Here is a 14,938-nt window from a genome sequence, read left to right on the forward strand (position 1 = left end):
ACTCCTTATGAAATTCTAGTGATTTGGTATTCATCTTCATGTCGGAACTTATTAAATAGCCTTAAATCTACTCCTGAAAAATAACCCGGATAAAATAATATAATTGGTGTTCTAAATGCATGATTAGATATTTTTTTAAGTAAATGACTGGAGCGAATAAATGGATGTACTGTTCCTATACCTGTTATAAAAATCAATTCCACTTTATCCGCTTTTTCAATGAATGCGTTCACCATTAAATCTTGATCTTCTAAAACAGTTTGAATAGCTTGAGAAAGCTCCACATAGCCTTCTTCTTCAGCAATAATGATTAGTTCTTCTAGATCTTCATCGAATAAACTGATAAGAAATTCAAAAAGGTTGATTTCTTTAATATTTAATGTAGTTCTTTTTAATAATCCCTCAACATATGTACGTACTGTTAATTCATCTTCAGCCGGATAATCAAAAACAAAATGGGGAATTTCACTCCCTATCCCTTTTGGTGTCGTAAACCCTACTTCATTTATGCGTTCTTCCAATAATTCTAATCGTTTATATATGGTCACTCTTAACCACCTGCTTTCAATGTTATTAATGCTTTTAACAAAACGTCCTGTTCTTCAGCATACTGTTTAAGAGCTTGACTCACATGTAAAGGAGAGACTTTGTACACATCTTCTACAAATTCAATCATACCACTTTCTCTGTAAAATAATAGAAGTGTACTATTGATTTTCTTTTTTGTAGCTATATGCCAATTTGCGATTTTCTCTAATTGTTGTTCCTTTTCTTCCATGTAAAAATTCATATCTGAAACCTGTAAAGTTCCATTTTTATGTTGATATCGATAAACAATCAATTCATAGAAATTTTCGTAGGCATATCGATAACATTTAAGGAAGCTATATAATAACAGTACTTTTTGATCAGAATTAGTTCCATTGAAATAGAATTCAGATAACGTTGGATATAATGTCTTTGCTCTGCGATAAACCATTTGAAACCTTTTACTAATAGCTGACTCACTTCTTAACAAGAAAACATTATTCTCAATTACTTTACTTTTTATTTCTTTGCGGCTAAAACCTTTTTGAAGTTGGTCTAAAACATATTCAATTTCCTGTTGGAACCATCCTTCGCTCGTAAAACCAGCTGAATATTCCATTAAAAATCCCTCGTTTCAATTTCACTATGCAAATATATCTATAAGCTCCAGTTTAAATGAATTGATTTATTATTAAAACTATCTAAAGTATCTTCTGTATATAAAGAAAAAAGCTATCTCCTTCTATTATTACAAATATCGATAAGTTAGCAACAATCGGAATTTAATAAAGGAAATAAATAGGTGACTGCTGTGTAAAACCCAGCACGTATTGCACACCTCTTTTACATTTTAATTTCATTGTTACATCACTATTATAATTTTACTATAATTCATTAGTGGTCTAGAGGTAGAAAATGTAACCAAAATTCCTTTTCTAGTGATAACATGTGTATAAATAGAGACGAGTCTACTTACAAAAAGAAGAGTGAATGCACAGAATTCCGTGCAAACACCCCTCAATTTTATCAATGTCCACTAAATTGTTCATTTCCAACAAAGGATAAAAACAAAAGGTTTTTCTTATGCTCTTCATCTTCGAACTTTATATCCCAACGTCCTTCCATAAACTCAAGCAGTTTTAACCCGCGACCCAAAATATTCTCTGCGTTCCAATCTGTATAGGTTGATACTTCAATTTCGCTATGAGAGCCTTCTGAGTAACCCCTTCTAAGTTTATGGCCTTGTGCATTCATTTTAGCTGATTTTTTGTCAGGAAAACTGTCGTTTTGTAAACTTGAATTGATACTACTAGAAAGAGGAAGTAAATTCCCTAACGAACCTGCCAGGGTACGCTTCTCTTCTAACGTAAATTCTTTAAATGCATTCTTCCAATACTCCTTACTAGGGGTTTGTGGATAGATATGTTCGATTGATACCTTATCTTTTTCGCTTTTCACAAAGTAATTCCAATCAATTTTTTGATTTCCAAATTGGTGGACCTTCTCGCTTTCATATTCATATAGAAAATACCTAAGTCCATTCCAGTCATAAAAACCATTCCCATTCTTATATAGTCGCTGAATATATGTTTTGAATGGCTGATAGTCAAATCCACTCTCTGGTTTTAACCATTCTTCCACTCTCTCTCTTAACATTTCACAAATCTCATCGACCGATATTTCTCCGTTTCTAAGCAACCTAGTTGTCTTATAATATTCGTTATTTCGATACGTAGAGAAAGCACGACCTAATCTAAAGGCAATGAAAATAAATCGTTCTATTTCTTTAAACAATTTTATTCGTTGCGCTGAATTTACTTCAGGTGAAATAAAGGAAACCGTTACTAAAGGTCTGAAATAGGCAATTCCGATACGATTTAAGCGATCCAACCACATTGCCTCGTCACGGGTTAATTCGTTATTGTTTAATGGATTAAATGTATCGTACCAATGTACCGCTGCTGACTTAAGACTTCCCACATAATCTTCTATTTCTTTTGGAGAGAGCTTAGATATCTTCACGATACTATCTACTTCTAATTCGTCTTGATCATCGACCACTTGCTCGTCACGTACTTCCTCCACTGCAAAGACTGTTGAAGCCTTAACTTCCGTTTTATTAAAAATATTCTGCGGAGTGAACTTTTCGTCCAGCAAAAACCGAATATAGTCATCACCTTTTTGCCTTGTATATTGGAAATACATGATCCAGTGCGCTGTAAGAAAATCATCATCAGAAAGGGGTTTCTGCTTATTGCGACCAAGTTGATAATAAACTTCTTTCCACGCATCGTTTATTTTTCCGCGTAGACTCTTTCTTTCATCATTTTTTAATTCATCTTCCTCGTAAAGAGTTGTGAGGTAAATGAGACGATTCTTTAGAAGTTCCAGGTTGGAAAGCCTTTTTCCACGATTATTCATCGTTTCAAATGCAACGAAAACATCAAAATCATCTTGTATTTCGTGAATATTAAACATCAAGTTTTGAGTCGTTTTCTTAAATAGGGTTTCAATCTCGGAGATTCCAAACTTGTCAAAATAATTTTGTAGGTTCTCTTTAAAGAACCTCTTTGCATTTTCCAAATTCAACGTGTAGAACGTTTCTTTTATACTTCCACTATTCGGCTCCCCGAATATACGGTGACGCAGATATTTAAAACTAGGATTATCCGTTTCATAGCCAAACTTGTATGTATTAATGATAAACTGTGGTGGCTTTTGAATGACTAAATACTCTTCTTTAATTTGTTTTAAGCTAAAGGTCCCAATATAGATTTCCTCATCTTTTTTGTTTTGATTTTCAGGTAAACCTTTTACAAGATCAACGATTCCCTGAATAAAGATAACAAACGTAGTAAGGCGTTGCTGCCCATCCACAATATGAAATGGCTTAAAGCCCCTGTCTTCTATTAACCACCCTTCCTCATTCCAACTTTTCCAATCATCTCTACTGACTTCTTTAAGAGATAATAAGCCAGTATAGTGAAACCTATCTGAAGGTAAATTAACAAGGTCTTCCCAGAAGTCTTTCACTTGTTTTGTAGACCAAGCATATCCTCGTTGGTAATCTGGTATTTTGAAGATACGATCTTTGAATATTTGTTTTAGAGATTCTAATTCTTTCATCAGAACTCCTCCTTTTACCTGGTAGTTGAATTTTTTCACTTGGGATTATTTTTTCTTCTTTGAACCTTCTGCTGGTTGCTGTAAAGCAATCTCTACTAATATTCTAGATAGTATGAGAGATAAACCCTTCAATTTTGATAATCTAGAAAAGCTTTCACGAAACATATAAACTGAAGAGATTAAAATCATTAGTATCCCAATAATTAATAAGTACAACATTAATAAGAGCTTAGCTTGTTCTGTGTTACCGTCAGATAATAATTTAAAGCTGTAAGATAGAAGTCCTGAAGTAAATAAAGCTACAACCAATGATCTAATGTAAGGATGATTATAGGCTGCCGGTGAATTGCTTAAGTATTCAATTTCTTTGGTTACGTATGCATCTAGACTTTCAAGTTGATCCTTAGAAGAGAATTTTTGGTTTCTAAGAAACTTCCTGAACTCTTTCAATCTGTCCCTCTCAACCGATGGATCATGATCTCTTACTTTTTCTTGATGCTTATAACTAACAATTGTTATCGTAGCGAAACCAACAAGACTAATTATTATGAACTTTAAATTCATGAAGAAGTAACTTATAAAAATCCCAACGCCACTCATCACAATTAATAATAAATATAAAATTAACCAACGATTTCTTTGGATATTATCTTTAATCAATGAGATTAAACTGTATTTTTTTGTATATTCTTTCAGTATCTTATCTAAATTCAACAATTGTCCCCCACTTACATCACTTATCCAACTTGTTTTCCTTTAATTTGATCAAACAATTTCTCTATCGTTAAAGTCCCGACATTAGCATACTTTGCTAAACTTACTAGCTCTTTAGGTAATTGTCCTACATTCATAATGCCGTTTTGCTTAAGTTGTTTCAGCAAACTAGGAATACCTGAAAACTCTTCAGGACTTAAAGGAATAGCAGATAATTCTTCAGTCACCACTATATAGTCAGATTTATAGAAGAATAACAATTCTCCCCGACGTGCGTGAGCAATCTCTCTTCTAGTAAGCTCCTCTTGAACAAAGGTAGTTAATTCTTCAAAGAACGTTTTATCATTCTTTTCATTGTATCGTTTTACATGTTTGTGGAGATCCACCAGATCATGTGGTAATTCACTTACAAATCGCGCCTGCTGCACTTCCCCTAATCTTATTAGAAACGTTTCAGACTTCTGGAATCGTTGTGGAAGTAAAAATGCATCTCTTAAGAAGAATGGAATATCCACATGCTTATCCATATACGATATTTTTCTGATGGTTGAGTATCCCTCAGTTGTTGGATCTCCTTTATCGGTAATAGTAGCGGCTACCTCTGCATGAGCTGCTTGCATTGTTGGGGTTTCTTTTGCTGATAGTGTTTTTTCCAGTGACACTAAACGTGCTAACAATTCATCAAGATCTAATTGCTCGTCACGAGGAAGACATGGCTCTTTGTATTCAGGAACCGTAGTACTGATTGGCCCATAACTTTCGATATACCACTTTACAACATTGTATAGAGCTTCCCAAGACGTTAAAGACTCGGAGTAACGAAACATTCGTGTTTGATGCGCTGCTTGATTTCCTGTCATACGGATAGAATGAAGATCATTTAAGACATCTTTAATTAATATCCCTTGTTCATTCAGAAGATTGATTCTTTCTACTATAGTCATTTGAGGAACCTCTGAAATCCCCTCTTCTTTCATGACACTTTTTAGTATATTCTCAATAAACACTCTAGAGTGAGTTAGCATGGTGCGAGGGCTTGTGAATACACTGTGTTCTAGTTCTTTTGCTAGTAGTGCCAGTTCGTTGGAAAGTGGTTCGAGGAATTGATAAAAGTATTTATGGTTCATAGTTTGAGATCTCCCTTTTTTAGTCTAAGCTTATATAAATATTACCAAAGAACGGACGTACAAATGCTAGATTAATTTAAACGATTTGATTACTTTTGCAATCTTAAGTTATACGCCTCATCAATAAATCTAGTTATCTGCTCTAATCTATCTACCCACTCCAACCTAATATACACTTCACCCGGCGTGAGTCTTCCTTTATCCGATTCTTCATATACATGACCGAGCAGTTCATCAATTTCTTTCTGCATGTTCATTGCCGTTTCTGTATGACGTCTTTTGCCAAGGTGGAGAACAAAACATGCCTTCCTTGCAGACGTAATAGTAGCGAATTTGTAACGGGATCTTATACTTACATATCCTATACAATCTGTACGAACACCATTATTAGTTCGTTCATGATAATCTTCTACTTCTTCTTTGTAAGGACTCTTTGCGTATAAGTAATGATCTACTTCCTTTGCCAAAGCAACCGCTTTCTCTGTCTTAAACAAACTATAATAATATTCTTTAGATTTCACTGGAATCTGCTCAGTCACCCATCCAAAATACAATTGAACTCCATTCACATTAACTGGACCTACGACAGCATCCTTCTTCGCCTTTACACCAAATAGATTCACAAACTCCTGGTATTCCTCAAACCACTTCGCATGTTGACTAAAGGAATGAACCAGCATCAACGCATGTTTTGCATGAACGTTTTTTGCTTCAATCTCTGCTGAAGCTATACGATGAAATAACTGGTACCTTTTGTATAATACCTCTTCTTCACTAAGGCCCAATAATTCCAGAATGGACCGTAATCTATTAATCTTCCCTTTACTTGGATTCTCCCCCTTCCATACCCTCACTTCTTCTCCAAACGGTTCAGACACTTTTCCTTCAACCATAATCGGTAGTATTTCTCCACCCGCATTTGTCAGAAGGTAAAGATCATTTTGAGATGGAGCTCCACCTCCTGGAAGTGAAACTTTGTATTCAGGAAATCCATAAAGGACTCTCACATTCTTAAAAAGTGGAATTTCACTATATTCAAATGCTCTTTGTACACTAGATGGAAGATTGTTAGCACCCTCCCAGGATTTTGCTAATTCGTATGCAGAATATGATGGTTTCCATTGTTTTTCGGGATCGGTTAAAAACTCTTTCCAAGAATCCATCCCTTTGGTTGGAACGAAATATTTCCCCATGATTACCTCCTCCTATTAAGAAAAAATATCTATAAATCATTTCAAAGTGTAATATTATGGTAACATAAAAGGAGTATTTTACTAGTATCCAATGAAACGAGGAACCACTAATGCCTATAGCAGAAAGAGACTACTGGAATGACGACCGATATAGACCCAAAAACAAGAAAGCGCCCAAATGGTCATGGGGAGTCATAGGATTCATCCTCCTGGCATTGTTCGCCAGCGGATTACCAATGAAAATCTACAATGAAATCACGATTCAACAGGAACAAAAGATACGAAGCTACCTGCAGGGGAGAGAGCAATTCTTCAGCTCCAGCGATCAAAGCTTCAAACAGCTGCTGACCAAGATCAATGCTGCCAACGGAAATCTTTCATCCGTGACACTCGACATCAATGAAACCAACATGATACTCACTCAAAATTATCAGAAGCTCATCGACCTCGATCCGCCCAGAGAATTCAAGGAGCTACACGACAAAACCGTCGAACTCTACGTCATCAAACAGGCAGCCGTAGATTATTTGATGTCATCAGCAAATGCCAACACCTATCATTCTGAAATCCTCTCTACTTATATAGAAGAAAGCAATCAAATGATGAGTGATTTACGTCCATTGATGATTGAAGGATTGCAGAAAGCAGACCTTCGTTATCGTATCGAGCAGGATGGGACGTTGACTTATTGGGTGAAGGATCACTATTCGCGGAGTTTGGAGTAAGATCCATACGAAAAGGTCTGTCCCTGAGCCTGTGAACAGCCTTAGTGACGGACCTTTATCTATCAATTTAGTATACGTATGCAAGGGGCATGGTCGTTTCACAAAAATTCTCCGGCTCAAATAGAACATCTTCTCATTAAAAAGGGACATAGCCATTGCTATGCCCTCCACATACCCTACTTCTTTATCTGAATCTTCAATGGTTTTTCTACTTCTCTACCATCACGATCGATCATGAGCATCTCCCAATACTCCAGGCTCGGAACAGTAATAACCAATTCTTCCTGATCCCAGCTGTACTCAAGTTCCTCCATCATGCCTTCCCGTTTGTCAGGACTTGCTGCATAGACTTTCAAATCCGGGAGTTCTTCTGCTGTTTGACCGATCGGGTATCTGACCTTCAGCTCTTTTTGAGTTTCAGGCTTAGCAGCTGCATTTCTCCAATTCGAATCGTTGTTTAATAGATTGATAAGGTGAACGACCTCATAATCTTCAAAACCTTTATTGTCTTTGTTATCCCTGACGATAGACCAGATGCTGTTCTGCTCGCCGTTGGTACTTACGTTGACTTCTTTTCCACCGGTCTCTACTTTTACTTGTTTATCTGTCTGGGTACTATCGAACAGAATGTTTTCATAGGCGGCGAAGAATTTGTAGTAGTCTTTCATTGATTCTTTGAGTGAACCGCTCATTTTCTTGCTGCGGTTCGGATAGTATTCGTGAGCCAGCATGTTTGGTCCTTCCTCGAATTTTTCGGCGGTGCCAATTTCGATATGGGTCGCTCCCATGGCGGCGAGGCCGGCGTCCATCAGGCGGACGGAAGGTTCATCGAATAATCCGATGGTCATGCGGCGCAGGTGAATCGTTCCTTGCTGTCCTTCTTCCTGCTTCAGCGTGATTTCATGCTCCCCTGCCGCTAGCTCAGGCAATACGACATATCCGTCTTCGCTGTATGAATCGATATTGCCGGTGCTTTTGAATACGACCTTGTAGGGGTTGCCTTTCTCATCGAGGACAGGCTCGCCGTCGACATAGATGGTTCGTTCCGTATCACTTCCGGCGTTAGCATACGTAAAGATGAAGCTTGTTTCCCCTTTTTCGGCGACATCGACGTCGAAGGTCACTTCATCGCCTGTATGGCCGAAGTTCAGCAGTGTATCCTTATAGATGTGCATCGGGGATAAACTGTCCGCTGTCTCTGCATGTACGCGTTGATTTCCTATTTGAAGATAATCCAGCTTGACGCCGTCATCATCTATATCCCGGACTTCCATCCTGATGATGTTCCGGCCTTTTTTCAGCTGAATATCTTTCATCTCGAGATCTTCCCAGCCATTCGAAGATGAAAATACGACATCTCCTGCTTTCTCTTTGTTCACAAAGACTGCGCGTTTGGCCTCTCTTTTTGAATTTGAATCATTCTTATATCTCCATTTCAAATCATAAGCATCGGCTTCCGGTACGTCGACGGCAAAGTTCAGGAAGTCGCCTTCATCTTTGAAGTTATAAATATGCCCTGTAGTCGTAGTGATCCCGTGGCCTTCCGGGGCAAAATTGGCTTCCTCCACCTGATACTCCACACCGCCTGCTGTCATGCTGTCGAGATTGATGTATTCTCCATTTGAAGCCATTTCGAACATGACCTCATGTTCTCCAGCCGGTACCTTGGCGTTGATGGTCTTCTCCACCATGGCTCCGTCCCAGCCTCCCGGGGTGCTTGAGAACACTGTCTCGGAAACCGTCTTGCCGTCCACATATTGATTGTTGGATGGGATCAGCTCCCCGTCCACATAGATGTTGATATGAGGGTTGTTCCCCGTCCTGTATTTGAAGCTAAGTGTATCAGTTTCTTTTGTATTATTGACGTTGAACACGACCTGCTGACCTTTGTTCCCGAAATTATTCGTATAGCCGGGATCAATCGATACCTCGCTAGTTCTCGAAACGACCGGAAGCCAGCCGATTTCCGCTTCTTCTGCTTCGATTACATTGGTTCCCGATTCAACCTTATCAATTGAAATGCCTGTTTCTGCTGTTTTTCCTTCCATTTGAATGGAGAGCTTATTTTCCCCGCTGTACAGATAGATGGATGCTTCTGCTGTTCCCCATTGACCTTCTGAAGTCGGAGGCAGCGACAAGATGCCGGCTTTCTTACCATTTACGAAGATGCTGCGTTTCGTTTCTTCGCCAGGATTTTTATATCTGACGGAAATGGCCGTTTCTTTCGATTCTCCCGCATTCATCTGGAAAGAAATGAAGTCTCCCTGCTGTTTGAAGTCCGTCACTCCATCGTCACCTGTTTTTATGAGCGGCTCATGTGATGGTTCCCAGCCGACTTCGGCTTTTTCTGCCTGATAGCGATCCTCCCCTACGGAGAGATAGTCGATTTTAGCACCTGTATCATTGACTCCGTCGGCTTTCAGTTTTATCTTGTTCTCTCCCGCTTTGAGCTTGAATTCGGTCTCTTCCGTGGATTGAAACGATTCCCAACCGCCTGTCGGATCGAGTTGGATGGATTCGCTCGCCAGTTCCCCGTTCACATACAGGTGACGGCTGACCGCTGTGCTTTCCACCCCGTATTGGAAGCTGACCGGATACGTTCCGTCTTCGGCGGCATCGACGGTGAATTCAATGAAATCACCATCCGTCTCAAAGTTATACACATGTCCATACTTATCCACTTTACTGCTGATCAGCTCAGCATCCTCTGCTTCATACTCTTTCTCATAGTCTGCTTTTTTAAGGACGAGACTGTCTACGTTCAGCCATAAATTATTTGTATTCAATGACAGCTTGATCTCATTTTCCCCTTCTTGTAGGTCGACTGTCAGGCTTGTTTCCGCAACCGGGTTCCCCCAGCCGGTCTTCTCACTGAATGGAATCGCGTTATTTACGAGAACATCATTCACGTGGATTTTCCCGACAGGGCTTTCTCCGTTGTCATGGCCATACTTAAGGTCCACCGCATAAGTACCGGACTCGGGTGCCTCGACCTTCCAGATGATTTGGTCTTCATCCTTCATCCCGAAATCCCCGACCCATCCAGGGACCTTCTGAATCCTCGAGATGAAATATTCGGACCTCGGCACTCCCTCTACATCCGCGACATTGTAATGCTCGCCCGTCGCCTGCTTGTAGTTCATGTACCCGGCAATGACGACGGCCTTCCCGTCGTTCGTTTCCCTGGTTTCTTCTACTACCTTCAGTAAGTCGCGGTAGTGATCTTTATCCTGCCAGATTTCACTGTAATCAAAGTCGGTCTGTGTAGACGGTCTCGGCACGTCACTGTATCCTTCGTTGCCCCCGACCATATTGAATGTGACAAAGTTCTTGGAATCATTGTTCTCGCTCAATGAGGCCTTCACCGAGTTGATGAGAGAATCATAATCTTTCGAGAAGTGGCGTTTATTGCCTTCATAGTCATATAGATAATCGTTGTCATGGAATCCCCACTGATCGAGGTGCATCCCGTCGAACCCGAATTCATTTACGCCCCTCACAAACTCCCGGTTGATATATTCCTGCCATTCGGCATTCCCCGGGTCCTGGAGGTAGAGTCCGGTCGGCGGGTTCACCCAGTCAAAATAAAATCCTTCCTGGTCACTTAAAGAGGGGTTCGGGAAACTCGCATTCTTCTTATACAATCCCCATTCCTTCTTCACCCCGAAAGCTTCATAGTTTTCCCTTGCGGCATAGTTCATTTGATAGGCCATGGCTGCCGCATTGTATTTCTGCGCTGCACCAATCTGCTGCTTCACCGTGAGTGGATAAAGCTTGCGTCCAAGCAGGTCATCATAAGCGGTATCTTTATCGATATCTTCCGTGATGAAGTTTCCGTCCTCATCAAGCACCGGTTTCCCTTCGCTGTCGGTCTTGGAGTAGACGGACACATCATGGCGCCACATCCAATCATAGAATTGAAAACCATTCAAGTAATACTCCTGGGTCAGCTGTTTCATCTTCTTTTCGCTTTCGGCTGTCGATTCTTGAGGGAATTCGGTTGCATAACCATAACGGGGATACTGGGTCCAGTCACTTGAAACATCGATGGCTGCCGTGACGATTTGGTCGGATCCCTCGAAGGAGGCTTTTACTAGATATCCTTTGAAATCATCTGACGGCGGTGTCCAATCCACCTCTATCCCTTTCAAGCCCTTTTTCACGTGGATCTTCTTGCTTCCTTCTGCTACCTTTTCATTGAGTTGATAGACTTCTAGATGGAGATCGCCTTTCCACTCTTTTTCGGTGTTGAATAAGAGGGACATCTTCACTGGTTCGCCGGGATTATACCTCGATTTGTCGACCAGGAAAGCAGAAATCGGTTTTGACGGAAGGTTCTTTTTCTTTTGGGCTTTTTCTACGGTCTCTTTTGGATTGTCTTTGGCTTCAGCGTCTTGGGGCAGCGTGAATGATGTCAGGGCAAGGTTGATGGCAACCAGGCCGGCAAGGGGCAGTTTCAATTTTTGATTGATTTTCATTTCCTTCCTCCTCATGTGGAATGGCAGGGTCTACCCCTGCCGTATTTACCTGTTTTCGAGCGGCTCGACATTCCCCAACCTAAGAACCGGAGAACCCTGCTCAGGACATGCCCAAAGCACAGCATTCCTGATCACCTGCTGTATATCCTTGTGATAATACGTCGGATACGTCTCATGCCCTGGCCTGAAGTAGAAGACCTTCCCTCTTCCGCGCCGGTATGTACAGCCACTCCTGAACACCTCTCCTCCCGAGAACCAGCTGATGAAGATGAGTTCGTCTGGTTTCGGTATGCCAAAGCGCTCGCCGTACATTTCTTCTTTTTCGAGTTCGATGACTTCTGGGATGCCGTTCACGATGGGATGGCCATCCTCCACGACCCACAGTCTTTCTGTGTCATCGGCTTCCCTCCACTTGAGTTCTCCCGTCCTGGTACCCATCAGTACCTTGAAGACCTTCGAATTATGGGCTGAATGCAGTGGGATGAATCCCATTCCGTCGAGGATCCGTTCCTTCACTTTCTCTACAATGTGGTCGCTCACTTCATCATGGGCGATATGCCCCCACCAGATCAGTACATCCGTTTCGTTGAGGATGTCGTCTGTCAATCCGTGCTCAGCTTCATCAAGTGTCGCCGTCTTCACCACGAATTCTTCCTGCAGGAAGCCTGCAAGTGCTTGATGAATTCCCGCAGGATAAATCTCCTGTACAGCCGGATTCGTTTGTTCATGTCGATATTCATTCCAGATTGTCACGTTAATCATTGTCATTCCTCCATTTTCTTAAGTTCTTTTACGTCTATTTCTTTTCGTAATGTATTGGATAAGAGAACGGAATCAATCACCCGCTGGACGACATAGCCGTCTCTGAATGTCGGTCGGTCACGTTCTTTCTTATCGAGAATGGCGTCCACCCATTTCCATATTTCGTTTTTATCCGTTAGACGCCATGGGCGGAAACGTTCTTCAGAAGGCTCTGCCTCATCGTCCCAGGGCACACAGTTTTCCACTTTGAGATCCTGCCAAGGACCCTTTAATGGTGCATACCTCAATCTGGTCCCCAACTCACTGGATAGAAGCTGCAACGCGCCCTTCTCTCCTTTCACCGTCAAATCGATTGTCTGGTTCCGATTTCCCTGAATTGAAACCCAGCTGGTATAAAAGGATCCCTGGACTCCTGATGGAAACGAAGCATGGAAGAAGACAGAATCCGCTGCGCGATCCTTATTTACTGACTCACTCAACCTTTCTATCCTGCCGTCCTCCAAACATGATAGGGAAGCCGAAACTCCTTCGATTTCTTCTCCAAGGATATAGTGGACAGCATCGATGAGATGGGAACCCAGGTCAGCGAGCACCCCGCCCCTTCCTCCCGACGAATGCGTGCCGCGCCACCCCGGTGGACCTGATAACCCGAAATCACCCGAATACTCGAACCTTCCTTCATATACGTTGCCTATCAATCCATCCTCTATCAGTTCCTTTAACCGGAGGACGGCAGGGTTCTCCCGATAAGTGAAATTCACTCCATGGATGATGCCGTTTCGTTCTGCCATTTCCCACATCGCTTTTGCCTCTCTCGTATCCATAGCTAACGGTTTTTCACACATAACATGGATACATTTTTCCGCAGCCAGCAAGGCAAGATCATGATGACTGGAGTTCGGGGTCACGATGCAGACGCCGTCGATGTCTTCTTCCAGCATTTCCTCGTAGGACCGGTGGCTGGATGGGATACCGTATTTAGCGGCAAGCCTTTCAGCATTTGTTCCATTTTGACTGCAGATCGCCTCCAAGATGACGGAGGGATGCCGTTTCAGAATTGGGAGATACCACAAATCTGCGAATGAACCGGAACCGGCGACGGCAATCTTTACTTTTTGATTACTCATAAACGTCTCCTTTCTATTCGTCTATGTTTATGGACTGACCTTTTTCGGCTGATTCGATAATACGCTCCAGCACCTTTTGATTCTGATAGCCATCATGGAAGTCAGGGATTTCTTCGTGCCCCTGGCCGGTCACTATTGCGATGAAATCCTCGAGCTGCTGACGCCTGTAGCCAGGTGGAATCTCCAGGGTCTCTTTCGTTGTTTGAAGCTCATTCCCATCAACCAAACTGAGCAGGACTTCATCCGGTTTTTCACAATTGACGTGGATCGTCCCGATATCTCCGTACAATGTCACTTCATGCTGGTTCCCGGAACCGATTGCGTTCCTTGTTGTCAGGAACGCCCCTACCACATCATGCTCCAGCACGGCATGGAAGCTGACATAATCGTCCACTTCCACTTGATGCATATGACCGGTTGCTGGATTCCTGCGTTCCGGGACAAAGGTTCTCATTAACGCAGATACGGATTTGAATTCCCCGACAAGGAACCTTGCGCTGTCGATCATATGTGCACCGAGATCACCCAACGCCCCCGTCCCGGTAACCGCCTTATTGAACCTCCATAAATACGGGACATCAAAGATCGGTGAGCCGAACGATTGAAGATAGCGGACCTCCAGATGACGGAGAGTACCGATCTTATTTTCCTCCAGCAGCTTCTTGGCATATCTGAATGCCGGTATATAACGGTAAGAAAACCCGACCATGCACGGAATCGGTGTCTTCTCATACAGTTCCGCCAGATATTCCGCTTCCTTGAAATTTAAGGTGAATGGCTTTTCTGCCATGATGGGTTTCTGATGCCGGATGCACAACTCCAATACTTTCGCATGCAAGTCATTCGGCACAATCGAAATCACCGCATCCACAGTCGGGTCCTGGATCAGCGATTCCATCTCGTTGAATCGCTTTTCTTCTCCAATCCCCTCTTCCTCTCCCACCTTTTGCAGTAGTTCATCGTTCACATCGCACAACGCGCTTAATTGGAGTTGATCCAGCTCGGAAATCATCCTTCTGTGGGCATCCGCCATTCCTCCGAGTCCGATAAGACCTACCTTGATTACGTTATTCACTGTCATATCTGTTCCCCCTTTGCTTCTACTTTCTATTGTAAAGACAACACCTCTCCAGAAGAATAGATAGAATGAAAGCGCTT

Annotated in this window: 11 protein-coding genes; 1 reads left to right on the top strand and 10 read right to left on the bottom strand. The window is 41.8% G+C overall.

Features of this window, described 5'->3' with window-relative positions; all coding sequences use genetic code 11:
* Window positions 1–5: 5 nt before the first annotated feature.
* From ATG71_RS22905 to ATG71_RS23895, 6 genes are all read right to left on the bottom strand, one after another.
* A complete protein-coding gene (locus ATG71_RS22905; RefSeq protein WP_098441656.1) occupies window positions 6–548 on the bottom strand; it encodes a BREX protein BrxB domain-containing protein in 543 nt (180 codons plus the stop codon).
* Between the two features lie 2 nt (window positions 549–550).
* Window positions 551–1,147, bottom strand: a complete 597-nt coding sequence (locus ATG71_RS22910; protein WP_098441657.1) for a BrxA family protein — start codon at window positions 1,145–1,147, stop codon at window positions 551–553.
* A gap of 407 nt (window positions 1,148–1,554) precedes the next feature.
* Window positions 1,555–3,654, bottom strand: coding sequence for a DUF262 domain-containing protein (locus ATG71_RS22915; RefSeq protein WP_098441658.1), 2,100 nt, complete (start codon window positions 3,652–3,654; stop codon window positions 1,555–1,557).
* A gap of 45 nt (window positions 3,655–3,699) precedes the next feature.
* Entirely contained in the window at window positions 3,700–4,368 is a 669-nt protein-coding gene (locus tag ATG71_RS22920; protein WP_098441659.1) for a hypothetical protein, read from the bottom strand.
* A 23-nt stretch (window positions 4,369–4,391) separates the two neighbouring features.
* A complete protein-coding gene (locus ATG71_RS22925) occupies window positions 4,392–5,495 on the bottom strand; it encodes a DUF4145 domain-containing protein (protein WP_098441660.1) in 1,104 nt (367 codons plus the stop codon).
* 89 nt (window positions 5,496–5,584) lie between these two features.
* Entirely contained in the window at window positions 5,585–6,688 is a 1,104-nt protein-coding gene (locus tag ATG71_RS23895) for a DUF6946 family protein (RefSeq protein ID WP_286163106.1), read from the bottom strand.
* A 110-nt stretch (window positions 6,689–6,798) separates the two neighbouring features.
* On the opposite strand from ATG71_RS23895, the gene ATG71_RS22935 reads away from it, so the two are divergent.
* On the top strand, window positions 6,799–7,413 hold the full coding sequence (locus tag ATG71_RS22935; protein ID WP_098441661.1) for a hypothetical protein: 615 nt from the start codon (window positions 6,799–6,801) through the stop codon (window positions 7,411–7,413).
* A 176-nt stretch (window positions 7,414–7,589) separates the two neighbouring features.
* On the opposite strand, the gene ATG71_RS22940 is transcribed toward ATG71_RS22935, so the two are convergent.
* Genes ATG71_RS22940 through ATG71_RS22955 form a run of 4 tightly spaced genes read right to left on the bottom strand, consistent with a single transcriptional unit; the run spans window position 7,590 to window position 14,861 of the window.
* Window positions 7,590–11,891, bottom strand: a complete 4,302-nt coding sequence (locus tag ATG71_RS22940; RefSeq protein ID WP_179886621.1) for a glycoside hydrolase family 66 protein — start codon at window positions 11,889–11,891, stop codon at window positions 7,590–7,592.
* Between the two features lie 45 nt (window positions 11,892–11,936).
* Entirely contained in the window at window positions 11,937–12,653 is a 717-nt protein-coding gene (locus ATG71_RS22945; RefSeq protein WP_098441663.1) for a ThuA domain-containing protein, read from the bottom strand.
* A 2-nt stretch (window positions 12,654–12,655) separates the two neighbouring features.
* Complete coding sequence (locus ATG71_RS22950; protein WP_098441664.1) at window positions 12,656–13,780, bottom strand: Gfo/Idh/MocA family protein; 1,125 nt, start codon at window positions 13,778–13,780, stop codon at window positions 12,656–12,658.
* 13 nt (window positions 13,781–13,793) lie between these two features.
* The gene (locus ATG71_RS22955) at window positions 13,794–14,861 is read right to left on the bottom strand and encodes a Gfo/Idh/MocA family protein (protein ID WP_098441665.1); all 1,068 of its coding nucleotides are present in this window, start codon (window positions 14,859–14,861) and stop codon (window positions 13,794–13,796) included.
* Window positions 14,862–14,938: the final 77 nt, after the last annotated feature.

The organism is Bacillus sp. es.034, assembly GCF_002563655.1.
Classification (GTDB): domain Bacteria; phylum Bacillota; class Bacilli; order Bacillales; family Bacillaceae_B; genus Rossellomorea.